The organism is Rhizobium sp. 862_C5_N1_2 (genome assembly GCF_051811205.1).
GTDB lineage: Bacteria > Pseudomonadota > Alphaproteobacteria > Rhizobiales > Rhizobiaceae > Rhizobium > Rhizobium leguminosarum.
This window is the reverse complement of record NZ_JBPWPT010000001.1, coordinates 555,914-578,536: the sequence shown is the minus strand read 5'-3', so window position 1 is coordinate 578,536 and position 22,623 is coordinate 555,914. Positions and strand designations below refer to the sequence as shown.

Genomic DNA, 22,623 nt, shown 5'->3' with positions numbered 1-22,623 from the left:
ACGATAGGGTCGGGAGGCGACGGTGACCATGATGCCAGCAGCACAATTTCCCGAGTTCAAAGACCGAGCCGTGCTCGTGACTGGCGGCGGATCGGGCATCGGTGCTGCGATCGTCGAAGGTTTCGCGCGCCAAGGCGCCAAGGTCTCGTTCATCGATATCGCCGAGGCGGCCGGCCGCGAACTCGCCGACAGGCTGTCGCGGGAGACGGCGCATCCGGTCTCCTTTCACCATGCCGACCTGCGCGACATCGAGGCGATCCGGCGCACGGTCGATAGCGTCATTGCCAGCTCAGGGCCGATCCGCGTGCTGGTCAACAATGCCGCCTGGGACGACCGCCATGAATTCGACGCGGTGACCGAGGCCTATTGGGACAACAACCAGGCGGTCAACCTCAAGCATGTGTTCTTCACCTCGCAGGCAGTCGTGCCGTCGATGCGGGTGGCCGGCGGCGGGGCGATCATCAATATGTCGTCGATCGCCTTCAAGCTGAACATGGGCGGCTTTCCCGCCTATGCGGCAGCCAAGGCGGCGGTCGTCGGGCTGACGAAGAGCCTGGCGGGCAGGCTCGGGCCCGAGAACATCCGGGTCAACTGCATTCTGCCCGGCATGGTCGTCACCGAGCGGCAGATGCAGCACTGGCTCACCGAGGAGAGCATTGCGCGCTCGGTCGAGGACCAGTGCCTGAAGGTCGCGCTCAAGCCCGATGCGATCGTCGGTCCCTGCCTGTTTCTTGCATCCGACTGTGCGGCTGGAATGACCGCCCAGTCCCTGATTGTCGATGGAGGCGTTCTGTAATGGCAAATCCCGCTTATGTCGCGGTGGACTGGGGCACCAGCAGCTTCCGGCTCTGGCTCATGGGTAGGGACGGCACCGTCCTTGCCGAACGCCGCAGCGGCGAAGGCATGACGAGCGCGGCAAAGACCGGCTTTTCCGCGGTGCTTACCGGCCATCTCACAGCCATTGAGGCGCCGGAAAACCTGCCGGTGATCATCTGCGGCATGGCCGGCGCACGGCAGGGCTGGGTCGAGGCCGGTTATATCGACGTGCCGACGCCGCTTGTCTCGATCCTGACCGGGGCGGTCTCCGTGCCCGGCGAGAGCCGCGACATCCGCATCCTGCCGGGCCTTGCCCAGCGGGACATGGCGACGCCGGACGTCATGCGCGGCGAGGAAACCCAGCTTCTCGGCGCGCTCGGCCGCGCAAGCTCCGGGGCGCAGGCGGTCTGCATGCCCGGCACGCATTCGAAATGGGTGCATGTGACGGACGCCAACGTCACCGGCTTTTCGACCTTCATGACCGGCGAGCTTTTCGACGTCATCAGCAAACACACGATCCTTTCGCATGCCGTTGCCGGTGCGGCAGAGCAGCCGGCGGATGCGGCAGCCTTCGAGGCCGCCGTCTCGGCCGCTTTCGCGCGCCCGGCCCTTGCCTCCAACCTGCTGTTTACTGCCCGCTCGGGCCAGCTCCTGCACGGGATTTCTGCCGCAGCGGCGCAAGCCCGGCTATCCGGCACGCTGATCGGCCTCGAAATCGCCGGCGCGCTGCAAGATGCGGCAAACGGCACCGACATCACCCTCGTCGCCTCAGGGCGCCTGCAGGCGCTCTACGAACAGGCCTTCACGACCCTCTCCCTTGCCTTCACCGCCATCGACGCCGACGCGGCCGTGCGCCGCGGGCTTTCGGCTGCCGCCGAAGCCATCTGGCCGAATTGAGAAAGCTGACACGATGAACCGTATCCCCTTCCCTGACATGAAGCGCCCGCTGATCGCCATCCTTCGCGGCATCCGGCCTGACGAGACCGAAAGCGTCGTCGGTGCACTGATCGAAAATGGCCTGACGGCGATCGAGATCCCGCTCAACTCGCCGGAACCGTTCAAATCCATCGAGATCGCCGCGAAGTTGGCACCGGCCGACGTGCTGATCGGCGCCGGCACGGTGCTGACCGTCGAGGCGGTCGACAGCCTGCATGCGGCCGGCGGCAAGCTGCTCGTCACCCCGAATGTCGAGCCCGAGGTGATCATCCGGGCGCGCGACTACGGCATGGTGACGATGCCGGGCGTCTTTACGCCGACCGAGGCGCTGGCAGCAGCGCGCGCCGGGGCCACCGGTCTCAAATTCTTTCCGGCCAGCGTGCTCGGCCCTTCCGGCATCACGGCGATCCGGGCAATCCTGCCGCCGGAGCTGATGATTGCCGCCGTCGGCGGTGTGTCGGATAAGAATTTCGGCGATTATACCAAGGCCGGCATCTTCGCCTTCGGCCTCGGCACCAGCATCTACAAGCCAGGAATGACCGCATCAGAGGTTGCCGAGCGCGCCAAGGCGACCATTTACGCCTATGATGCAGCCATTGGGAGCGTGAACGTATGACCGATATTTATGAGTTCGAGGGCAAGACACTTTGCAATACCAATTCCGTTCTCGGTGAAGGCCCGACCTATGATCCGGACAGCAATACCGTCTGGTGGTTCAACATCCTCGGCAAGGAACTGCACGAGCTCAATCTTTCGACGGGCGCGAAAAAGGTGCATCCGCTGCCTGTGATGGCGAGCGTGCTTGCCCGCATCGACGCCGGGCGGCAGCTGATCGCGACGGAAGAAGGGCTTTTCGTGCGCGACATCGCAAGCGGCAACCTCACCTTCTACGCAGCACTCGAAAACGACAGGCCGGAAAACCGTTCGAACGACGGCCGCACGCATCCTTCCGGTGCACTCTGGATCGGCACGATGAGCAAGCGGGCGGAAAACCAGGCCGGCGCCATTTATCACGTCGCTAGCGGCAAGGTGACGAAGATCTTCAACGGCATCAGCATCCCGAATTCAATCTGCTTCTCGCCTGACGGCACGATCGGTTATTATACGGATTCCCGCATCAACCGGCTGATGCGCGTCATGGTCGATCCATTGACCGGCCTGCCTTCGGGCGAGCCGATCGTGCTTGTCGACAGCATGGACGACCCCGGCGACATCGACGGCTCGGTGGTTGATGCCGACGGCTATTTGTGGAATGCGCGCTGGGGTGCCGGCGTCGTCGACCGCTACAGTCCGGACGGCCTGCGCATCTCGCGCTACAAGGTTCCTGCCGTCCAACCCTCCTGCCCTGCCTTCATCGGCGTCAATGCCGACCGCCTGGCGGTAACGACCGCCTGGGAAGGGCTGGATGAGGATGCCCGTTCGGCGCAGCCCAGTGCCGGCGCGCTGTTGGAACTCGGCATCGAGGTCAAAGGCGTGTTCGATCCCGTCTACGTGATCTGATCACCGGGTGATCGGAGGCCATCAGAGGCGCTCCCGACCGGGGCGCCTTTTCTCGTTTTAGCGGCGGTTCTTCGATAAATGTTCCGTGAAAATCGAGAAATTTTCCGTGTCTTCAACCGGAACCAATCGCTCCACCAGTCATTTTCCCTTCGAACCGGCGCGGCAACGAGACCTGAGAAACAGGTGTTGCCGCGCCAGCGAACACTCTAGGGAAAAACAAAGGTAGGTTCGAAATGACACGCAAACTTCTGACGACCGTTGCCGCTGGCGCACTGTTTGCCACGGCTTTCGTACCGGCGGCATTCTCGCAGACAGCCCCGCAGCCTGCGGATCCCGCTGCTCCGACCCAGGCGGCCCCCGCCGATCCGGCAGCACCGAAGCCGATGACGCCTGACGTCACCAAGCCCGCAGGCGATGCTGCACAGGCTCCGGCCGCAGCACCGACGGCAGACACGGCTCAGGCCGGCTATCTGACGGAACAGTCTCCGGACCAGGTCAGCGCCAACACCTATATCGGCCAGTCGGTCTATAACGGCAACAATGAAAGCATCGGCAGCGTCAACGACCTGATCCTGAAGAAGGATGGCGGGTTTGTTGCTGCAATCGTTGGTGTCGGCGGCTTCCTCGGCATCGGCGAAAAGAACGTCGCCGTGCCGATGGAAAAGATCACCGTCGCGCAGAACACCCAGGACGGCAGCGTCAAGCTGACGACCAGCGAAACGTCTGAATCGCTGAAGGCCGCACCTGAGTTCAAGACGCTGGCAATGCTGGCGGCCGAAAAGGCTCCGGCTGCGACCGGTACCGACACCACGGCAACCGGCTCGACCACGCCTAAGTAATACGTGCGTGGTAGTATAGCGTAGGCGATGGCGCTCCCAGGGGCGCCATCGTTTTATGCGCTGACACGCTCCATCCCGGTCGGATCATAATAGTTCTCGTGCAGGAAGCGCAGCGTCGCGATACCGTCCGCCGGGCGGCCGAAATGATAGCCCTGGCCCATGCCGCAGCCGAGCGTGCGCAACTTCACTGCCTCGGCATAATCCTCGATACCTTCCGCCACGACTTCCAGCTCCAGGCCCTCGCACATGGTAAGGATCGCCTTGATGATGTGTTCGGAGGCGCGATCGGAATTGATGCGCGAGACGAAGGCACGGTCGATCTTGATCTTGTCGAAGATGAAGTCGCGCAGGCGCCCGAGGCTCGACTGACCGGTGCCGAAATCGTCGAGCGAGATGCGCACACCGGCGGCGCGCAGATCAGCGATGATGCGATGAGCGGTATCGGCCGAACTCATCACCGCGGTCTCGGTGATCTCCAGCTCCAGGCGATGCGGATCGAAGCCGACGCGCCCAAGGATCGACAGGACGCTGCTGCTCGTGCCCGGATCCATCATTTGGGCCGAGGAAAGATTGAACGACAGAAAGAGTTCGCGCGGCCAGGAAAGTGCTGCTTCGGCAGCTTTACGCAGCAACGCCTCCGACAGCGCGTCGATGAAGCCGCGCTCTTCGGCGAGCGGCACGAAGACGCCGGGCGACACGAAGCCGAGATCGGGATCGTTCCAGCGGGCAAGCGCCTCGAAGCCGACGACCTGATTGTTGGACAGCGAGACGATCGGCTGGAAATGCACGTCGATCGCATCCGAGATGATGGCGTTTCTGAGCGCCTGCTCCAGCTGCGTGGCGCGCTTCATTTCCTGCGCGATCTCGCGCGAATAGACGGTGATCTGGCCGCGACCGCGGCGCTTGGAACGGTAAAGGGCGGTCTCGGCGCTCTTCAGCAGTTCCTCGCAATCCTCTCCGGCGAACGGATAGATGGAGAAGCCGAGGGAAGCGGAGAGACGGACGTTGCGGTCGCCGAGGTCATAAGGGGCCGATAGCACCTCACGGATCATCTGGCCGAATTTCTCGGCGCTCGCCCGCTCGAAGATCAACGGCAGCACGAAGGCGAATTCGTCGCCATCATGGCGGGTCACAAGCGCGCCATCAGGAATACAGGCCCTGAGACGATGGGCGACCTGGCAGAGGATTTCATCGCCGGCTGTCGAGCCGAACAGATCGTTGATCGGCTTGAAACTGTCGAGGTTGACGATGCCGATGGTGAAGGGGGCCGGATCGCTGGCGCGCTCAGAAGAGATCTGCAGGACCTTCTCCCGCATGCGATTGCGGTTTCCCAATCCGGTCAGCGGATCGGTATAGGCCATCGCCTGAAGCTCATTCTGACCCACGGTCAAGAAAGCTATTTCCGCCGATTTCATCATGCAAACCCGAGCTTCCCCCGCAGCCATGCAAAAGAATGACCGGCATGTCTTAACAATTCGATAGGAAATCAGCGGCCTCTGCCGCCTGAAACGCCCAAATTCTAGGGAGTTGACGGGTATCGCCTTCTAGTTTCGCGCCCGCATAGGTTCGTCCATCAGGTACTTCTGAAACACCGTCTCAAGCATATCGGGGCTGACGGGTTTCATGATGACGTCGTCCATGCCTGATTTGACGCATTCGGCGCGGTCGCGCTCGAAGGCCTGGGTGAGCACGCCGATGATCGGAGTGCGGGTGCCGCCGCCGGTTTCCTCCATCTGCCGGATGAGGCGGGCGGCCTCGAAGCCGTTGAAACCGGGCAGGGAAATATCCATCAGCACGATCTGTGGCCGGTGCTCGGCCCAGAGGCGCACGGCCTCGTCGCCGGTCGCTGCCAGCATATGGCGGTAGCCGAGGCCTTCGAGGATCTGCGAGAAGACGATCTGGTTGATATCGTTGTCTTCGGCCACAAGAACCTGCAGGCCGACCACATCGTCGGAAATGCTGATTTCCCAATCCGTATCCGAACCGGCAGCGCTGCGGCTGTTGCGATTGAAATGGCGGGCGATCTGGAATGTGAGCTCGTTGGCGATCTGGAAACCGTCCATGACGAGCGCCGGGATGCCGTATTGCTCGGCGAGCTCGAGGCAGCGCATACCCATCTGGTTGTCGATGATCAAGAGATCGAGCGAGATGCCGGAGGAGGTAGCGATTTCCAGGAACCGCTCCTCTTCGTCCTCGCCGCGGACCGAGCAGGATTCGAAGCCGTATTTCGTCAGCGTCCGCAGCGCGGCGGTCTCGGCTGCGAGGTCGGCAGTGACGACGAGGACCTTGCGGCCGGAGAAATTCTCCGGAACGATCGCTTCCATCGCCGCCGGTTCGCGCCGCTCGACGCCGGTTGGTACCGGCACATAGGCCCGGCGGTAGCTTTGATTGCTGGAGGCGGTGATCGCGGACGCTTGGCCGAACTCGTCGAGATCGGCGCCGTCGCGCGGCAGGTCCTGCATGGTCGATACCAGGAAATAGCGGCCGGGTTTGCCGATGCGGTGCTTGCGGCTGACGATGTCGCGCTCGATGCCGTCGCGGGAGATCTGACGCTGGCGAGAGACGGACATCTCGCCGGTCTCCAGTACGTGGCGGTCGCTCTCCTCGAAACGCTTGGCGATCTCCTCTGAAAAAAGATCACCGCTCTTGCGCCCGAGCACCTCGTCGGCGCTCGTTTGATATTTCTCGCAGAAGGCGAGATTCACCGCAACATAGGTGAGGTTGCGGTCCTTGACGAAAAGCGGAAACGGCAGATTGTCGAGAATGTCCTCGGTGAGCTGCACACGCTCAAGATCGGAGCGCCATTGCTCTTCGCGCTTCTTGTTCTCGGAAATGTCGGAGATGATGGTGACGCCGTAACCGCCCGGCAGCCTGCGCTTGACGAAGCGGACCCAGCTGTCGGCGCCGTGGCGCTCGACGGCGTCGAAGCGCTCACGCCAATGCGAGGCGATTTTCTGCGACAGCCAGTCCTCGCGGCTCAGCGAGCCGCCCTGCCTGACATCATATTGCTGGCGAATGCCGGTGTCGTACATCGCACCGAGGAAATCGCGAAGCCGCGTTCCCGGCTTCAGCATTTCGGCGGGCAGCGGAAAGAATTCGAGGGTCTGGCGGCTTGCGAAGATCAGGTGATCGTTCTTGTCGTAGATGATGAAAGCTGCGGAAAGGCTGTCGCACACCACATCGAAAAGCGCCGTCTGCAGATCGGCCTCGGCGGGAGACCCATCGATTTCTGATGATGTGTCCGCCTTTTCGAAGCCGGCACTCATTCCATTGCGTCCCACATCTGTTCGATTTCACAGCTTCCGGAAGTATGTGATTAGAAATGCCATTTTTATGTTAAAACCGGCTTAACACTAGCCACCCCTAAATTCGGAGACGGCGGTGATCACGCTTTGGGAAAGCGCATCGAAAGCCCTTCCCTCCGGCCCGCGAATCCCCGAAAATAGCCCATGGCCATCAGACAGCTTTCCGAAACTCTCATCAACCAGATCGCCGCCGGCGAAGTCATCGAACGGCCGGCGAGCGCTGCCAAGGAACTGATCGAAAACGCGCTCGACGCGGGCGCGACGCGCATCGAAATCGCCACGGCTGGCGGCGGCAAGGCGCTGCTGCGCGTCAGCGACAACGGGTCGGGCATGGACGCGGCCGATCTGGAACTGGCGGTCAGGCGCCACTGCACCTCGAAGATATCGGAGACGCTCGAAGATATCCGTACGCTCGGCTTCCGCGGCGAGGCGCTGCCCTCGATCGGCTCGGTCGCGAGGCTCAGCATTGCAAGCCGCAAGCGCGACAGCACAGGCGGCCACGAGATCGCCGTGACCGGCGGCAAAATCGCGCATATGCGCCCGGCTGCCGCCAATCCCGGGACGATCGTCGAGGTGCGCGACCTGTTCTTTGCCACACCGGCCCGGCTCAAATTCCTGAAGACGGAGAAAGCCGAGGCCGGCGCCATTACCGAGATCGTCAAGCGCATGGCGATCGCCTTTCCGGCGGTGCGCTTCGTGCTGTCGGGTTCGGACCGCACGACGCTGGAATTCCCGGCGACCGGCGACGATCATCTGGCGCGCATGGCGCAGGTGCTCGGCAAGGAATTCCGGGACAATGCGATTGCGCTCGACGCCGTGCGCGAAGAGATCTCGCTGACTGGCTTTGCCGGCGTTCCGACCTTCAACCGTGGCAACTCCGCTCATCAATATGCCTTCGTCAACGGCCGGCCGGTGCAGGACAAGCTGATCCTCTCGGCGATCCGCGGCGCCTATGCCGAGACGATCCCATCCGGACGCTATCCGGTGGCGGTGCTGTCGATCACGCTCGATCCCGCTCTCGTCGACGTCAACGTGCATCCGGCAAAATCCGACGTGCGGTTCCGCGACCCTGGCCTGGTACGCGGTCTGATCGTCGGCGCCATCCGCGAGGCCTTGGCGCGCGACGGCAGCCGAGCGGCAACGACCGGGGCGAGCGACATGCTGCGTTCCTTCCGCCCCGGCTTCCAGCCGAATACCCAGCGGCCGCAGGGAGGATGGTCGGCCGAGACATCGCCCTCCCGGCCCTTTCAACCGACAACGGGTTTCGGCGAGCGGCCGCAGGCGTCCTTCGACGGACTTTCGATGCCGACGGCACGGGCCGAGCCGCAGTTTTCGCCGCAGCCGGCAGCCCCCGAACCAAACGCACGGTATCCGCTCGGCGCGGCGCGGGCGCAGATCCACGCCAACTATATCGTTGCCCAGACCGAGGACGGGCTCGTCATCGTCGACCAGCATGCCGCGCATGAGCGGCTGGTCTTCGAAGCAATGCGCAAGGCGCTGCACTCCAAGCGGCTGGCCTCTCAGGTGCTGCTCATCCCCGAAATCATCGACATTCCGGAAGAGGATTGCGACCGGTTGATGCAGCATGCGGCCGAGCTTTCCGAACTCGGCCTTGCGATCGAGCGCTTCGGCCCAGGCGCTATTGCCGTGCGCGAGACGCCGGCAATGCTCGGCGAGGTCGATGCGCATGGGCTGATCCGCCAGCTTGCCGACGAGATTGCCGAATGGGACACGGCGTCGGGCCTATCGGCCAAGCTCGAATATGTGGCGGCGACCATGGCCTGCCACGGCTCGGTGCGCTCCGGACGGCGGCTGCGACCGGAGGAAATGAACGCGTTGCTGCGGGAAATGGAAGTGACGCCCGGCTCCGGCCAATGCAATCACGGCCGGCCGACCTATATCGAATTGAAGCTCAGCGATATCGAGCGGCTTTTCGGCAGAAGCTAAAAAAGCTGGAAAAGCAACCCTTTCGGGAGTATGGCAGACTAAAGCGTGTCGCGATCTTTCAGATTCGCTTGCCACGCTTTAGGTCTTTGGTGTTCCGCATGTCGTGATCGCAAAACCGCGGCACACTTTTGCGCAACATGCTTTAATGACAGACTGCAGGGAACGGAGCGCATGAATTTGTTCGAAGGACACGGAAACCGCGAAGCGAAGATCCGGTATCTCGATGGCGATTTCCAGATTCTCTCGCCCGGCTCCTATGTCGTCTGCGCGATGACGGGAAAACAGATCCCGCTCGATGAATTGCGCTACTGGAGTGTTGCCCGGCAGGAGCCCTATGCCGACGTGATCTCGGCGATCGAGGCCGACAAACGCGCCGGCGTGCTGCCAAACCAGCGGCGCTAGAGCCTCTCAGCTTCCCTGGAATTACAGAACTGCTCCAGCTTTTTACGCAATTCCCGGCAAAACCGCTTCGCGCTTTGCCTGGGAAAACCACGTCACACTTTTCCTGGAACTGCCTTGGCCGCAGTTTTGATCTCCCGCAGGCGCCGTTCGCGGCAGGCGACGATCGCCCGGTCGATGATGAGGCTTGGGGCGAGGTGATCCTCGAATACCATGTCGACCTCAATCACCCGGCTCTTTTCGGCGAGCTGCGCCGCCTTGCCGGGATGGCCGGAGAGGCGGACGAAATCCTTGGAGGTGGTGACGATCAAGAGACCTTGACGCTCGGCAGTCGTCAGGATGTCGTCGATCTCCTCCTCGGTCAGGTGCTCGTGATCGCCGAAGGACTTGGCGACAACGATCTCGCCGCCGCGGGATTCAATCGTGCGGAAAAATTTCGCGGGATCGGCGATGCCGGCGAAGGCAAGTACCTTCGTGCCGGCCAGCGTATTGTCGCCGCGCACTTTCAGCGATGCTGTGAAATAGGGCTTTGCCGCCCGCGCCGCCATCCGGACGATCCTGTCGGCGGCATTGCCGCCGCCGACCTTGAGCAGCGCCGTCGCAGAACGCAGCTGCTGGCGGATCGGCGCGCGGACCGGACCGCCCGGCACGATATGGCCGTTGCCGAGGCCGCGGGTCGCGTCGATAACGAGCAGGGCATAGTCGATCGCCAGCCGGGCGCTCTGGAACCCATCATCCATGATGATGAGATCGGCGCCCTCCGCCACCAGACGCGCAGCCCCTTCGACGCGCCGGCGGGAAATCACCGTCAGCGCTTCCTGGGCAAGCAGCAACGGCTCGTCGCCAACGGCGCCCGCCCGATGATGATCGGGGTCGACGACGGTCGTCACATCGAGCGAACCGCCGTAACCCCTGCTGAGAAAGCCGGGTTTCAGCCCCTTCGCCTTGGCGGCGCGGGCGATCGTCAGCGCCGTCGGCGTCTTGCCGGCGCCGCCGACGGTGAAATTGCCAACGCAGATGACGGGAACCGGAACGGAGGCGCGGCGCGCATGGGCCATGCGGTGGCCGGCGATACGGCCATAGAGAAAAGAAAGCGGCAGCAGCAGCCAGGCCCGCCAATCGGCTTTCCTCCACCAAAACGGTGGCGCTTCGGATATCATCTTGCCGTCCCGCTCCCCTGCCCGGCTTGTTCTCACGCAATCCCTTGGGAAAGTCGCTGCGCGCTTTTCCCGGCAAAACCGCTGTGCACTTTTGCTGGAATTGCTTTAGCCACAGCCAGCCCCTTGCTTTTCGACCGGACGGATTGAGAAGCCAAAACCTGAAAAAATGCAAGCCCTTACGGCACCGCGCCTCCGACAGGACGCGTCAAGGACGCTCTACGACTTTGAACCGGCACTTAACCGCGAAAATCGATTCCGATGTTCGCGGTTAAGTGCCGGCGGTCAGGCGGGCTGCAGATCGGGCAGCAGGGTCTCGATGGCGGTGATATCGTCAAGCACGTGATCGGCTGCGGCAGCAAGCGAATCCCGCGAACCGGTGCCGGTCAGCACCGCGATCCTCAGCCCCGTCCCGGCATTCAGACCCATATGCAGATCGTGGTTGTTGTCGCCGACCATGGCGACCTCTTCAGGCGAAAGACCGGTTGCAGCGCAGAAGCCGAGCACCATGCCGGGCTCCGGCTTGACGCCGAAACCGCTGTCGTAGCCGGCGATGTAATCGACATAGGGGGCAAAACCGAAACGTTCCGCCGTCTGGCGGATCGATCGTTCATTGTCGCTGGAGGCGACACCGAGCTTGAAGCCGCGCCGATGCAGCCGGGCGAAGAAACCGGCAAGATCGGTCACCGGCACGGAAAATTCGGCAGCGCTGGAAAAGAGCTCGTCAAGGCGGACCGTCAGTTCGCCGACATCGACCATCGAGCCCGCGGCAACGAGACCCTCGGCGATCTGGCGGGTATTGCCGGCGGCAAGCAGGCTGTCGGGAACGATATGGCCGGTCACCGGATCCATGCCGCAAGCGGAAAGCAGCCGGTCGGCGAGAGGCTCATCCCCCTGGGCTGCGATGCGGGCAAGCTCGCGGTTGACCGGCAGCCAGCTCTCATCATAGTCGAGCAGCGTGCCGTCCTTGTCGAAGAGAATGCCTTTGATAGGGGACGCTACCGACATCATATCTCCTTAGACCTGGGCCACGGCCTTGGGCAACAGCCGCGCCTTCACCGTCAGCGGATTGATATAGGGTTCCAGCCCCTTCACCGTCGCCGTCAGCGCGCCGCGCATCTCGTGCACGGCGGTGATGCCGGCCTCGATCATATTCCGGCGGGCTTCGTCGTTGATCAGCAGGTAATGCACGCCCTTGGCCAGCATTTCGGTATCGCGCACCATGCGGGCGCTGCCGCTGCGGGCAAGCTTCTGATAGGCATCGCGGAAATTCTGCACATGGCCGCCGGAGAGAATGGCGCAGCCGAGCATGGCAGGCTCCAGAGGATTCTGGCCGCCTTCGGCAAAGAGCGAGCGGCCGACGAAGGCGATTTCCGTCAGTCTCAAATAGAGGCCCATTTCGCCGATCGTATCGCCAAGGAAGATATCGACATCGGCGGACAAGACATCGTCGCGGGTGCGGCGGGCGACCTTCAGCCCCTGCTTGACCAGGGCCGCCTCGATCTCGTCGCTGCGCTCGGGATGGCGCGGCACGATGATCGTCAATTGGCGATCTCGCTCCCTCAGCGCCCGGTGAACGATGGCGGCGGCATTCTCCTCGCCGTCGAAGGTCGAGATCGCCGCCCAGGTCTTGCGCTCGCCGATCTGCTTCTTATAGCGGGCGAGGACAGCGCTGTCATAAGGCGGTGCGTCGGTATCGACCTTCAGATTGCCCGAGGTGATGACAGGGACAGCGCCGAGATCGCGGAAACGTTCGGCATCGACATCCGACTGGGCGATGACGAGGGCAAGATTCTCGAACAAGGCTTCGGCGATCGCCGGGCGCCGGCGCCAGCGGGCAAAGGAGCGGTCCGACATACGGGCATTGATCAGAATCTGCGGAATGCGGCGGTGGCCGAGTTCCAGCACCGTTGCCGGCCAGATCTCGGATTCGGCGATGATGGCGCAATCGGGCTGCCAATAATCGAGGAAGCGGCTGACGGAGGGCTTCAGGTCGAGCGGCACATATTGATGGATCGCTTCCTGGCCGAGGCGCTCGGCGGCGAGCTTGGCGGAGGTGATGGTGCCGGTCGTCAGGATGACATGAATGTCGCGGCGGCGGATTTCACGGATCAGCGGGATGACGGCGTTGGTTTCACCGACGCTTGCAGCATGAAACCAGACGAGCGGGCCTTGCGGCCGGTTGGCGCTCGGATAGCCAAAACGTTCCAGGCGGCGGGCCCGGTCTTCCTTGCCCTTGGCCGTGCGGTAGGTGATATAGAGGCCGACCACAGGAGAGGCCACGGTTCCCGCCAGACGGTATGCGTTCAGACCGAAGCGCGCCATCCGGGAGCTCATTGCGCCAGCCTCCGATCAAAACCGATCGACATCAAACCCATTCCCTAATTATCGTTGCGGCCGCAATGGCCGATTAATTTGTTCAGAATGCGTCCAACAATCCGGATCGACGGCGCCCGATGCACCAAAGCCCCGCTCGACGAGCGGCCGGCCGGCAGCACTTGCCAAGGTCAGTTGCCCCTGGCCTTTTCCTGCGGATCAAGCAAACGATGCATGTGGACGATGAAGTAGCGCATATGCGCATTGTCGACCGTCTGCTGCGCCTTCGCCTTCCAGGCCGTCAGCGCCGTGGCATAATCCGGGAAAATGCCGACGATATCGAGACCCTGCAGATCACGGAACTGGACGTCATCGAGGCTTTCCAGTTCGCCGCCAAAAACGAGATGCAGAAGTTGCTTCTTGTCACCGGATTCAGTCATTTTTTGTTCTCTTTCTGCCTATTCTCCTCCGCCACCCATCTGCGGGATTTTGACGGAAACGTCAACTGTCTCGTCGCCCCGCAAAGGCCGCGAGGAATTCGCCGAGGCGGGGCGTTGGGGCCGCGCAGAGGACCTTGTGGGTGACTTCGGCACGGTTGTAGACGATCGGCTGGCCTTCGATGTCGACGAGGCCGCCGCCGGCGCAGACAAGGATCAGATCGGCGGCTGCAAGGTCCCAATCATGGGAATTGCCCTTGACGAAGGTGCCTTCGAGACGACCATCCGCCACCATGGCGATGCGATAGGCGAGCGAGGGAATGTATTTCTCGCGCTTCACCCGGTCGCGGAACGCCGACGGAAAGGTCTTCAGCAGGTCGTCGCCGATCGCAAGGCGGCTCATCTCTTCCGCTCCGGCGGCCGAGACGGTGAAGGGCACGCCATTCTTCAGCGCCACGCCGCCCTCGACCGCCTCATAGAGCTCCTCGAGCGCCGGGGCATAGAGCACGCCGGCCACCGGCCGGCCGCGATGAACCACCGCGACGCTGACGCACCAGACCTTCTGTCCGCCGAGGAAGGCGCGCGTGCCGTCGATCGGATCGATGATGAACAGCGTCTCGCGTGAGAGACGGTCGGCATCGTCGTCGGTTTCCTCCGACAGCCAGCCATAATCCGGCCGGGCCTTGCGCAGGATGGTCTCGAGCGTCTTGTTTGCGGCGAAATCGGCAGCGCTGACAGGAGACCGGTCCTCGTTCTTCCACCAGACCTCGGGAGACTGGTTGAAGAAGCCGAAAGCGACGGCGCCCGCCTCTCTCGCAGCATCGGCGATCAGCGTGAGATCGCTCTGCCACCGGGCTTTCTCCATGTCGCTCATCAGATCAATCCATTTCTGAACTACGGTTGGAGCATGATGTCGTCCGAAAACCGCGCACACTTTTCGGCATCATGCTCTAGCGCCCGGCAAGCGTCATGCCTTCGATGGCGAAGGTGGGGGCCGCGACGCCGAACTTGCGATCGATGTCGTTTGCCGGCGTCAGGCGCATGAACATCTCCTTGAGGTTCGAGGCGATCGTCACCTCGGAGACCGGGAAGGTGAGTTCGCCGTTCTCGATCCAGAAGCCGGTGGCGCCGCGGCTGTATTCGCCGGTGATCATGTTGACGCCGTGGCCGATCAATTCGGTGACATAAAAACCGTTGCCGACGCTGCGGATCAAATCCTCCGGCGAAATGTCGCCGGGTTCCAACGCAAGGTTGGTGGAGGAAGGCGAGACGGCAGTGCCGCCGCGCACGCCGCGGCCGTTGGTCTCGAGGCCGAGCTCGCGCGCGGTCGAGGTCGAGAGGAACCAGTGCTTCAAAACACCATCCTCGATCATGACAAGCCGCTCGCCGGACACACCCTCGCCATCGAAGGGCCGCGAGGAGGGCCCACGCACGATCAGCGGATCGTCGGTGATCGACAGGCCCGACTTCAGCACCTGCTGACCCATTCTGTCGCGCAGGAAACTGGACTTGCGGGCGACGGAAGCACCATTGATCGCACCGGCGATATGGCCGACGAAGCCGCGGGCGACACGCGGGTCGAAGATCACCGTGACGTCCTTGCCGGTCGGCACCTGGCGCGGATTGACGCGCTTGATCACCCGTTCGCCGGCGCGACGGCCAATTTCAGCGGGGTCGTCGAGCTCGGCATAATAGAGACGGCTGTCGAAATCATAATCGCGCTCCATGCCGGTGCCTTCACCGGCGATGACGCTGACGGAATGGCCGAAACGCGAGGCCATGTAACTGCCTTCGAATCCGTGCGAGGTGGCAAGAACGAGGCCGCCCATGCCGGCTGAGGCGCCGGCGCCGGAGGAATTGGTGACACCCTTGACCGCAAGCGCGGCCGCTTCAGCGGCAAGACCCGCCTCGCGCAGCATCTCGGAGGAGACCTCCGTGGTATCGAGCAATTGCAGGTCGGGATAGGATCTCGAAAGGCTCGCCTCATCCGCCAGGCAGGCGAAGGGGTCTTCCGGGGAAACCTTGGCCATGGCAACGGCGCGTTCGGCAAGCGCCTGAAGATCGAAGCCCGGATTGGCCGAAACGCTGGCGACGCGCTTGCCGATGAAGACGCGCAAAGAAAAATCGTCGCTTTCGGAGGATTCCGTGCCCTCGACCTTGCCGAGGCGCACGCTGACCGATTGCGAGCGCGACCGGACGACGACGGCATCGGCGGCATCAGCCCCTGCCTTCCTTGCCAGATCGATCAATTGAGTTGCGCGGGAAAGAAGTGTCGAGGAATCAATTTCAGAGGACATGATTTGGCCTTTCCTTCGGCTTCCATCTATTGTGCACTCTCCCAAGCATCAAGGCCGCCGCCGCCGATTCTTTATCGGGGCTGCCTGCGTGCTCCCTGCCGTTGAAAGAAATTGTCAGCATGTCAGCGCCCAATGCCCTTTTTTCCGAAACGATCCTGCTGCTTGGCGGCGCGGTGGTCGCCGCTCCGATCTTCAAGAAGCTCGGGCTCGGCACGGTGCTCGGCTACCTCGCCGCCGGCATCGTCATCGGCCCGGTCTTCCACGGCATCACCGATGGCGAACAGATCCTCGCCGTCGCCGAACTCGGGGTCGTCTTCCTGCTCTTCATCATCGGACTGGAGCTGAAGCCCACCCGCCTGTGGCAGATGCGGCGCGACATCTTCGGCCTCGGCTCGGCGCAGGTGGTGCTGACGGGCCTGGCGCTGACCGCGCTTGCCTGGTTTTCCCAAGTTCTCGACTGGCGCGGCAGCATCGTTGCCGGATTTGGCCTGGCGCTGTCTTCGACCGCCTTTGCCATGCAGATCCTCGAGGGCGACGGCGACGTCAACACCAGATACGGGCAACGTTCCTTTTCGATGCTGCTGTTCCAGGACCTGGCAATCGTGCCGCTGTTGGCGCTGATCACCATCCTCGATGGCGGCGACAAGGGCAACAACGCACCGCTGTTGGATTTCGCGGTCGCCGTCGGTGCGGTTGCGGCGATGATCGTCATGGGACGCTACCTGCTAACGCCGCTTTTCCAGATCATCGCCCGGACCGGCGCGCGCGAGGCAATGATTGCCGCCGCCCTGTTCGTCGTCATGGGATCGGCGAGCCTGATGCAACTTGCCGGGCTTTCGATGGCGATGGGCGCCTTCTTATCCGGCGTGATGCTTGCCGAATCCTCCTACCGGCACGAGCTGGAGGCGGATATCGAGCCTTTCCGCGGCGTGTTGCTCGCTATCTTCTTCATCGCCGTCGGCCTGTCGCTGGAACTCGACGTTCTCGCCGACAACGCGCTCTTCGTCATCGTCGCCGTGCCGATCGTCATGGCCGTCAAGGCGATCGTCATCTATGGGCTCTGCCGGATCTCGGGCTCCCCGCACGACGATGCGATCCGCATCGCCTTCCTGCTGCCGCAGGGCGGCGAATTCGGCTTCGTGCTGTTCACCACGGCGGGTACGGTCGGGCTGATGTCGACGAGCACGGCCTCGCTGCTGGTCGCGGTCGTCACGCTGTCCATGGCGCTGACGCCGATCGGATCGGCCCTTTCGAAGCGGCTGCTGCGCGGCGACGAGCAGGAGGAGCTGGACGAGGATTTCGAGGGTGCCAGCGCCGACGTACTGATGGTCGGCTTCTCGCGTTTCGGCCAGATCGCCGCCCAGATCCTGCTTGCCGGAGGGCGCAGCGTCACCGTCATCGATTTTTCGGCCGACCGCATCCGCCAGGCCTCCTCCTTCGGCTTCCGCATCTATTTCGGCGACGGTGCCCGCAAGGACGTGCTGCGCTCGGCCGGCATCGACCGGGCGAAGATCGTGCTCGTCTGCACGCAGAAGAAGGAGATCACCGACAAGGTGGTGGAGCTGGTGCAGGCCGACTATCCGCAGACGCGGCTCTACGTGCGCTCCTACGACCGCATCCATTCGATCGAACTGCGCAACAAGGGCGTCGACTACGAGCTGCGTGAAACGCTGGAATCGGGCCTGCTCTTCGGGCGGCGAACACTGGAGGCGCTTGGCGTTTCCGAGGTCGACGCCTATGAAATCGGCGAGGATATCCGCAAGCGCGACGAGGCGCGTCTGGTGCTGCAGGTGTCCGAAGGGCTGCAGGCCGGGCGCGACATGCTGTTTTCCCACCCCGTCCGCCCCGAACCGCTGGTCAAGCCGAAACGTGCTGCCGATCCCTTCGAGGACGATCCGCTGGCCGGAACGGCGGATGCGACGGCGGACGCTTAGATCAACTCCAGGACGTGCGAAGCTTGAGCGTGGCGAACTCGCCGCCGGGGACTCGCTACTGCCAGAATCTGTCAGCATGTTTCTGTAAATGTCCTCCTGACTGACAAACAGGAGCTTACCGTGATCGACAGCAACAGCATTCTACTCTTCGTCGCCGACGCGCCAAAGAGCGCCAGCTTCTATACCCGACTGCTCGGGCTGGACGCCGTTGAGGCCAGCCCGACCTTCGCCATGTTCATCCTGCCTTCGGGTCTGGCACTTGGACTCTGGGGCAAGACGGGCGTTGAGCCGGCGCCAGCTCCCACGGGCGGCGGCTGCGACCTCGGTTTCAAAGTCGCGACAGCAGACCTGGTCGATACGCTTCACACCGAATGGCAAGGCAAGGGCGCGACCATCCTTTTGCCGCCGACCGACCTCGATTTCGGCCGTAGCTTTGTCGCGGCGGATCCCGACGGGCATCGCCTGCGCGTCTATAACGTGGCGGAAGCCTGAAACATGTCCCGCAACTGGATCGCAGTGGCATCGGCAAACCATGTACGCATCGGGCGGGAAGCGGGTTTCATGCAGGTTTGTCACGGAAAGGCCGCTCCGCTTAGGCGGAGCGCGCCTGGTGACCGCGTGATCTACTATTCGCCGACCGAAACATTTGGCGGCAGGGATCGGCTGCAAGCGTTGACTGCAATTGGCATGGTCAAGGAAACTGATGCATATCAGGTGGAAGTTCATCCCGACTTCCGCCCCTGGAGGCGGGATGTCGCCTGGTGGCCGGCCATGGAAACGCCTATCCGGCCACTGCTCGACCGACTATCCTTCACAAGCGGTCGGGCAAGCTGGGGCTATCAACTTCGCTTTGGCCTCTTCGAGATCGACAATGACGATGCCGAGCTGATAGCCGAAGCGATGCTCGGTGAAACGCCCGCGGAATTTGGGCTGCCCGACCGGTTTGGAACCTCCCGAAAAACCGCACAGGCCCCAGCCTCCGCTTCCTTGACCCGTCCATCTTCGCGCGGGTCTGCACGGCCCATCGCACCGAACATCTGCTGACCAAGCCTTCATCCGTGGACCAACGATCAATCCGACCGACAGAGCGGTTCAGCTTTTCATTGAAGCGCAGAGCCGCTCTAACTTTTTATTCTTACGCAATTCCGGGCGGAAAACCGCTTCGCACTTTTCCTGGAATTGCTCTAGCGCTTCAGCCGCGCCTCGATTTCCCGGTCGAGGGCGAATTTCAAATCGTCCTTGACGCCGACGGACATGGCGAGGACTTCGCGGGCCTTGAGGAAATCCATAACGCCGGTGCGGCCGACCGTCGGGCGCAGGAAAATATGCGGCGGCCGAAGCTTCAGCTTCAGCGAGATCGCCGTCTGCATCATCAACTGGCCAGAACCGAAGATGCTCTCCATGCGGTTCGGAATATGGGTGCCGTCGCCTTCCGGCGCGCCGACGACATCGATGCCGACGACGATGTCGGCAAGATCCATCAGGCATTCATAGGGCACCGGATTGCTGATGCCGCCGTCGATCATCACCCGGTCGCGCAGGCGCACCGGCATGAAGACGGCGGGGATGGCGGACGAGGCGGCCAGCGCCGGAAACAGTTCGCCCTGCTCGATGATGACTTCGCACTGCCCGTAATAATCCGTGGTGATCACCTTCATCGGGACCAGCAGGTCCTCGAAGCGGGCCGGCAGCTCGGACGGCAGGAAGGCTTTCAGGATCCGCTCCAGATTGAACTGGCCAATGCGGATACCCTTGGCCACCGCATCGCGCACCGTCGCCGGCCTCAGCCCCCAGATCCGAGCAACGACCGCCGTCTTATTGCCGACGGTCGTCAGCGCATGTTCGCGGATTTCGGCGCCGGACATGCCGGCAGCCATGCCGGCGCCCATGATCGCGCCCATCGACGAACCTGATACCGCCACCGGGCGGATGCCGAGTTCATCGAGCGTTTCGATGATATGGATATGGGAAAGTCCGCGCGCGCCGCCGCCGCCGAAAGCGACCGCAACCGTTGGCAGATCGCTGATCGCGGGCAATTTCGGGCTGATGATCTCTGCCTGCTGCACGCCCGCCCCCGCTTATTGCGGCTGATATCGGAAGAAATGCACCCTCGTATCGCCAAAGATGCGGCTTTCGAGGAAAACATAGGAAGGATGGACGGAAACGACAATATCGGCGCGTTCTTCGAGCACGGCGATTGCGCCAGGCCGTAGCCAGCCGCCTTCGGCCGCCGCCGCCATCGCCTTCTCACCGAGACCCTTGCCATAGGGCGGGTCGGCAAAGAGCACGTCGAAGGGTTCGAGATTGCCGACGCTGCCGAGATCGGTCGCATCCCGGCGCAGGATGCGCGTGCGGCCGTGCAGGCCGAGCGCATCGATGTTCTCCCAGAGCAGCGCCCTGCCCTCGACACTGTTTTCGACGAAGAGCGCATGGCGACAGCCGCGTGAAACGGCTTCGAGGCCGACGGCGCCGGTGCCGGCAAAAAGGTCGAGGATCCGGGTGCCATCGACGCATTCCGGATAGGCATGGCTCAATATATTGAACAGGCTCTCGCGCGTCCGGTCGGCAGTCGGCCGGATCTCGTTGGATTTTGGCACGGCGAGAGGCCGTCCGCGAAACTCACCGCCGACGATCCGCACCGCGCGTCATTCCCTTTCCTTTAGCACCACCTCTGGACGGCCCGCCTGCAGGCCTGTCGCCGCCCGGCCTGTCACCGCCGGGTTTGGCGCCTTTCGGCTTGCCGGAAAAACTCTTGGCCCCACCAGGCTTGGCCCCACCGGGCTTGGCCGCAAAGCCCTTGCCGCGCGGCCTGTCACCAGAAGGCCTGTCACCCGAAGGCTTGTCGCCGAACGGTCTTTCCCCGCGCGGACGCTCGGAGCGCCCCTCGCCGGCAAAGCTTCTGGCTGCCCGCGGACGCTCATCACCGTCCTCGCGCGGCTTGCGATCGCCACGCGGCTTGTCGCCGAAGGGCCGGTCTCCACGCGAGGGGCGATCACCGAACGGCCGGTCGCCGCGCGGACGCTCCGAACGGCCTTCGCCGGCGGTGGTTCTGGCGGCACGAGGACGCTCGTCGCCGTCCGTACGCGGCTTGCGATCACGGCGCGGCTTGTCGCCGAAGGGCCGATCCCCACGCGAGGGGCGATCACCGAACGGCCGGTCGCCGCGCGGACGCTCCGAACGGCCTTCGCCGGCGGAGGTTCTGGCGGCACGAGGACGCTCGTCACCTTCCGCACGCGGCTTGCGATCACCGCGCGGTTTGTCGCCGAAGGGCCGATCCCCACGCGAGGGGCGATCACTGAACGGCCGTTCGCCGCGCGCCGGGCGGTCGCTAAAACCGCGGTCCTCGCGAGCGGGGCGATCCCCGAAGGAACGCTTGCGGCCGAAGCCCTCGCCCTCATCCTTGCTACGGGGCTGCTCGCTCGAGCGGATCCATTCGCCATCCTCTTCGCGCACGCGGTTCACCTGTGTGCGCGGGCGATCCTCGATGCGATCATTCTTGGCAGGCGCCTGCTCGCCACGCCGGCGCGCGGTCTGCGCATTCTTGGCGGCTTTCGCAGCAGCCTTTTCGCCGAGCGGCCGGGCGCCCGGCGCCATCCAGACATTGGCGCTGCGGCGCTGACCGAGCGGCTGCGGACGCTTCGGCCTTTCATCGTCCCGGCGCCCGCCATCGCGGCGGTCGTCCTCTTTGCGCGCGCCACCGTGGCGGTCGTCGCGCTTGGTGTCGAGGCGGCTCAGCGCCCGTTCGCGCTTGTCCTCGTCGCGGCGCGGACGCTCGCGCCTTTCCGGTGCTGCTGGCTCTGCCTCTTCCTCGGCAGCAACGGCCGGCGCATTGTAGATCGGCGCGTCGAAATTCGCCTTGGCCTCCTCGATGAGGCGCGGGCCGAGCTGGTCGCGGAGTGTCCGGCCGCGCACTTCGATCACGTGGCCTTCCGGCAGGTCGCCGAGTTGGAATGGACCATAGGAAATGCGGATCAGGCGGTTGACGTCGAGACCGAGCGCACCGAGCACGTTCTTGATTTCGCGGTTCTTGCCTTCGCGAAGGCCCATGGTGATCCAGACGTTCGAGCCTTGCGTGCGGTCGAGCGTCGCCTCGATCGAGCCATAGAGCACACCGTCGACTGCGATGCCGTCCTTCAACTTGTCGAGCGCGTCCTGATCGATCTCGCCATGGGCGCGGACGCGGTAGCGCCGCAGCCAGCCGGTCGCCGGCAGCTCGAGCGCCCGGGCGAGGCCACCGTCATTGGTCAGCAGCAGCAGGCCTTCGGTGTTGATATCGAGGCGGCCGATCGACATGACGCGCGGCAGCTCTTCCGGCAGGTTGTCGAACACGGTCGAGCGGCCTTCCGGATCGGCATTGGTGGTCACGAGACCGGCCGGCTTGTGATAGAGCCACAACCTGGTGCGCTCGATGCCTCGGATCGGCACGCCGTCGACTTCGATCCGATCGGCGAGCGTGACGTTGACGACGGGGGTTTCGAGCACCCTGCCGTTCAGCGTCACACGGCCTTCCATAATCATGCGTTCGATGTCGCGGCGGGAGGCAACGCCAGCGCGCGCCATCACCTTGGAAATGCGTTCGGCCTTGGCCTCGCCATCGGTCTCGGCGGCGATCGCGCGTGCGGCCGCAGGCTTTGCCGGCTTCTCGCCGTCCGCCTTCGGGCCGCCTTTCGACCTGATATCCCGTGAAAGGGGCTTTGCGCCCGGGCGTTTTGGCTTGTCTTTGGGTGTCATTTGTTGTTT

20 protein-coding genes and 2 pseudogenes are annotated in these 22,623 nt (G+C 63.4%); 11 read left to right on the top strand and 11 right to left on the bottom strand.

Going from position 1 to position 22,623, the window contains the following annotated elements:
• Positions 1 to 28 precede the first annotated feature (28 nt).
• The 5 genes from ACD590_RS02810 (at position 29) to ACD590_RS02790 (ending at position 4,091) form a co-directional block, all read left to right on the top strand.
• Positions 29 to 796, top strand: a complete 768-nt coding sequence (locus ACD590_RS02810; RefSeq protein WP_182563996.1) for an SDR family NAD(P)-dependent oxidoreductase — start codon at positions 29 to 31, stop codon at positions 794 to 796.
• Positions 796 to 1,713, top strand: coding sequence for a 2-dehydro-3-deoxygalactonokinase (locus ACD590_RS02805; RefSeq protein WP_439002097.1), 918 nt, complete (start codon positions 796 to 798; stop codon positions 1,711 to 1,713). The genes ACD590_RS02810 and ACD590_RS02805 overlap by 1 nt, the downstream gene beginning before the upstream one ends.
• Before the next feature lie 13 nt (positions 1,714 to 1,726).
• Entirely contained in the window at positions 1,727 to 2,368 is a 642-nt protein-coding gene (locus tag ACD590_RS02800; RefSeq protein ID WP_047621959.1) for a 2-dehydro-3-deoxy-6-phosphogalactonate aldolase, read from the top strand.
• Entirely contained in the window at positions 2,365 to 3,252 is an 888-nt protein-coding gene (locus tag ACD590_RS02795; RefSeq protein WP_439002096.1) for an SMP-30/gluconolactonase/LRE family protein, read from the top strand. The genes ACD590_RS02800 and ACD590_RS02795 overlap by 4 nt, the downstream gene beginning before the upstream one ends.
• Positions 3,253 to 3,485: 233 nt before the next feature.
• The gene (locus ACD590_RS02790) at positions 3,486 to 4,091 is read left to right on the top strand and encodes a PRC-barrel domain-containing protein (RefSeq protein ID WP_018244995.1); all 606 of its coding nucleotides are present in this window, start codon (positions 3,486 to 3,488) and stop codon (positions 4,089 to 4,091) included.
• A 53-nt stretch (positions 4,092 to 4,144) separates the two neighbouring features.
• Here the strand turns inward: ACD590_RS02790 and ACD590_RS02785 are convergent, their stop codons facing one another.
• Positions 4,145 to 5,509, bottom strand: coding sequence for a putative bifunctional diguanylate cyclase/phosphodiesterase (locus tag ACD590_RS02785; protein WP_439002095.1), 1,365 nt, complete (start codon positions 5,507 to 5,509; stop codon positions 4,145 to 4,147).
• 126 nt (positions 5,510 to 5,635) lie between these two features.
• The gene (locus ACD590_RS02780) at positions 5,636 to 7,357 is read right to left on the bottom strand and encodes a response regulator (RefSeq protein WP_112906032.1); all 1,722 of its coding nucleotides are present in this window, start codon (positions 7,355 to 7,357) and stop codon (positions 5,636 to 5,638) included.
• Between the two features lie 183 nt (positions 7,358 to 7,540).
• Here ACD590_RS02780 and mutL point away from each other — a divergent pair, with 183 nt between their 5' ends.
• Both mutL and ACD590_RS02770 read left to right on the top strand, forming a co-directional pair.
• Positions 7,541 to 9,343 (top strand): DNA mismatch repair endonuclease MutL, encoded by a 1,803-nt coding sequence (gene mutL, locus ACD590_RS02775; RefSeq protein ID WP_439002094.1) that lies wholly within the window; start codon positions 7,541 to 7,543, stop codon positions 9,341 to 9,343.
• Between the two features lie 171 nt (positions 9,344 to 9,514).
• Complete coding sequence (locus ACD590_RS02770; protein WP_003588271.1) at positions 9,515 to 9,745, top strand: DUF2093 domain-containing protein; 231 nt, start codon at positions 9,515 to 9,517, stop codon at positions 9,743 to 9,745.
• A 92-nt stretch (positions 9,746 to 9,837) separates the two neighbouring features.
• On the opposite strand, the gene lpxK is transcribed toward ACD590_RS02770, so the two are convergent.
• The 6 genes from lpxK to ACD590_RS02740 all read right to left on the bottom strand — a co-directional run bounded on the left by lpxK (position 9,838) and on the right by ACD590_RS02740 (position 15,949).
• On the bottom strand, positions 9,838 to 10,902 hold the full coding sequence (gene lpxK / locus ACD590_RS02765) for a tetraacyldisaccharide 4'-kinase (RefSeq protein WP_283186107.1): 1,065 nt from the start codon (positions 10,900 to 10,902) through the stop codon (positions 9,838 to 9,840).
• A 282-nt stretch (positions 10,903 to 11,184) separates the two neighbouring features.
• Complete coding sequence (locus ACD590_RS02760; protein ID WP_222284445.1) at positions 11,185 to 11,907, bottom strand: HAD family hydrolase; 723 nt, start codon at positions 11,905 to 11,907, stop codon at positions 11,185 to 11,187.
• 9 nt (positions 11,908 to 11,916) lie between these two features.
• Complete coding sequence (gene waaA / locus ACD590_RS02755; protein ID WP_028734924.1) at positions 11,917 to 13,236, bottom strand: lipid IV(A) 3-deoxy-D-manno-octulosonic acid transferase; 1,320 nt, start codon at positions 13,234 to 13,236, stop codon at positions 11,917 to 11,919.
• A 170-nt stretch (positions 13,237 to 13,406) separates the two neighbouring features.
• Positions 13,407 to 13,655, bottom strand: coding sequence for a DUF4170 domain-containing protein (locus ACD590_RS02750; protein ID WP_018244984.1), 249 nt, complete (start codon positions 13,653 to 13,655; stop codon positions 13,407 to 13,409).
• A gap of 61 nt (positions 13,656 to 13,716) precedes the next feature.
• On the bottom strand, positions 13,717 to 14,526 hold the full coding sequence (locus ACD590_RS02745; RefSeq protein ID WP_283186106.1) for a 3'(2'),5'-bisphosphate nucleotidase CysQ: 810 nt from the start codon (positions 14,524 to 14,526) through the stop codon (positions 13,717 to 13,719).
• Between the two features lie 76 nt (positions 14,527 to 14,602).
• A complete protein-coding gene (locus tag ACD590_RS02740) occupies positions 14,603 to 15,949 on the bottom strand; it encodes a TldD/PmbA family protein (RefSeq protein ID WP_018244982.1) in 1,347 nt (448 codons plus the stop codon).
• A 119-nt stretch (positions 15,950 to 16,068) separates the two neighbouring features.
• Between ACD590_RS02740 and ACD590_RS02735 the strand changes: the two genes are divergently transcribed.
• The 4 genes and pseudogenes from ACD590_RS02735 to ACD590_RS02720 all read left to right on the top strand — a co-directional run.
• Positions 16,069 to 17,883 (top strand): monovalent cation:proton antiporter-2 (CPA2) family protein, encoded by a 1,815-nt coding sequence (locus ACD590_RS02735; protein WP_439002093.1) that lies wholly within the window; start codon positions 16,069 to 16,071, stop codon positions 17,881 to 17,883.
• A 120-nt stretch (positions 17,884 to 18,003) separates the two neighbouring features.
• Positions 18,004 to 18,375: a VOC family protein gene (locus tag ACD590_RS02730; RefSeq protein WP_168299030.1), complete on the top strand. Its 372-nt coding sequence runs from the start codon at positions 18,004 to 18,006 to the stop codon at positions 18,373 to 18,375.
• 3 nt (positions 18,376 to 18,378) lie between these two features.
• Positions 18,379 to 18,786: pseudogene (locus ACD590_RS02725) on the top strand (EVE domain-containing protein); the annotation flags it as partial.
• A gap of 44 nt (positions 18,787 to 18,830) precedes the next feature.
• Positions 18,831 to 18,972: pseudogene (locus ACD590_RS02720) on the top strand (IS481 family transposase); the annotation flags it as partial.
• Positions 18,973 to 19,067: 95 nt separating this feature from the next.
• Here the strand turns inward: ACD590_RS02720 and ACD590_RS02715 are convergent.
• Genes ACD590_RS02715 through ACD590_RS02705 form a run of 3 tightly spaced genes read right to left on the bottom strand, consistent with a single transcriptional unit; the run spans position 19,068 to position 22,614 of the window.
• Positions 19,068 to 19,949, bottom strand: a complete 882-nt coding sequence (locus ACD590_RS02715) for a patatin-like phospholipase family protein (protein WP_018244977.1) — start codon at positions 19,947 to 19,949, stop codon at positions 19,068 to 19,070.
• Between the two features lie 12 nt (positions 19,950 to 19,961).
• Positions 19,962 to 20,522, bottom strand: a complete 561-nt coding sequence (gene rsmD, locus ACD590_RS02710) for a 16S rRNA (guanine(966)-N(2))-methyltransferase RsmD (protein WP_017959156.1) — start codon at positions 20,520 to 20,522, stop codon at positions 19,962 to 19,964.
• The gene (locus tag ACD590_RS02705) at positions 20,503 to 22,614 is read right to left on the bottom strand and encodes a pseudouridine synthase (RefSeq protein WP_439002092.1); all 2,112 of its coding nucleotides are present in this window, start codon (positions 22,612 to 22,614) and stop codon (positions 20,503 to 20,505) included. The genes rsmD and ACD590_RS02705 overlap by 20 nt, the downstream gene beginning before the upstream one ends.
• Positions 22,615 to 22,623 lie beyond the last annotated feature (9 nt).

What these genes read in the sequence shown, in the direction of transcription:
- ACD590_RS02810 (WP_182563996.1), top strand. Translation starts at nt 29, where the DNA reads ATGATGCCAGCAGCACAATTTCCCGAGTTCAAAGACCGAGCCGTGCTC.
- ACD590_RS02805 (WP_439002097.1), top strand. Translation starts at nt 796, where the DNA reads ATGGCAAATCCCGCTTATGTCGCGGTGGACTGGGGCACCAGCAGCTTC.
- ACD590_RS02800 (WP_047621959.1), top strand. Translation starts at nt 1,727, where the DNA reads ATGAACCGTATCCCCTTCCCTGACATGAAGCGCCCGCTGATCGCCATC.
- ACD590_RS02795 (WP_439002096.1), top strand. Translation starts at nt 2,365, where the DNA reads ATGACCGATATTTATGAGTTCGAGGGCAAGACACTTTGCAATACCAAT.
- ACD590_RS02790 (WP_018244995.1), top strand. Translation starts at nt 3,486, where the DNA reads ATGACACGCAAACTTCTGACGACCGTTGCCGCTGGCGCACTGTTTGCC.
- ACD590_RS02785 (WP_439002095.1), bottom strand. Translation starts at nt 5,509, where the DNA reads ATGATGAAATCGGCGGAAATAGCTTTCTTGACCGTGGGTCAGAATGAG.
- ACD590_RS02780 (WP_112906032.1), bottom strand. Translation starts at nt 7,357, where the DNA reads ATGAGTGCCGGCTTCGAAAAGGCGGACACATCATCAGAAATCGATGGG.
- mutL (WP_439002094.1), top strand. Translation starts at nt 7,541, where the DNA reads ATGGCCATCAGACAGCTTTCCGAAACTCTCATCAACCAGATCGCCGCC.
- ACD590_RS02770 (WP_003588271.1), top strand. Translation starts at nt 9,515, where the DNA reads ATGAATTTGTTCGAAGGACACGGAAACCGCGAAGCGAAGATCCGGTAT.
- lpxK (WP_283186107.1), bottom strand. Translation starts at nt 10,902, where the DNA reads ATGATATCCGAAGCGCCACCGTTTTGGTGGAGGAAAGCCGATTGGCGG.
- ACD590_RS02760 (WP_222284445.1), bottom strand. Translation starts at nt 11,907, where the DNA reads ATGTCGGTAGCGTCCCCTATCAAAGGCATTCTCTTCGACAAGGACGGC.
- waaA (WP_028734924.1), bottom strand. Translation starts at nt 13,236, where the DNA reads ATGAGCTCCCGGATGGCGCGCTTCGGTCTGAACGCATACCGTCTGGCG.
- ACD590_RS02750 (WP_018244984.1), bottom strand. Translation starts at nt 13,655, where the DNA reads ATGACTGAATCCGGTGACAAGAAGCAACTTCTGCATCTCGTTTTTGGC.
- ACD590_RS02745 (WP_283186106.1), bottom strand. Translation starts at nt 14,526, where the DNA reads ATGAGCGACATGGAGAAAGCCCGGTGGCAGAGCGATCTCACGCTGATC.
- ACD590_RS02740 (WP_018244982.1), bottom strand. Translation starts at nt 15,949, where the DNA reads ATGTCCTCTGAAATTGATTCCTCGACACTTCTTTCCCGCGCAACTCAA.
- ACD590_RS02735 (WP_439002093.1), top strand. Translation starts at nt 16,069, where the DNA reads ATGTCAGCGCCCAATGCCCTTTTTTCCGAAACGATCCTGCTGCTTGGC.
- ACD590_RS02705 (WP_439002092.1), bottom strand. Translation starts at nt 22,614, where the DNA reads ATGACACCCAAAGACAAGCCAAAACGCCCGGGCGCAAAGCCCCTTTCA.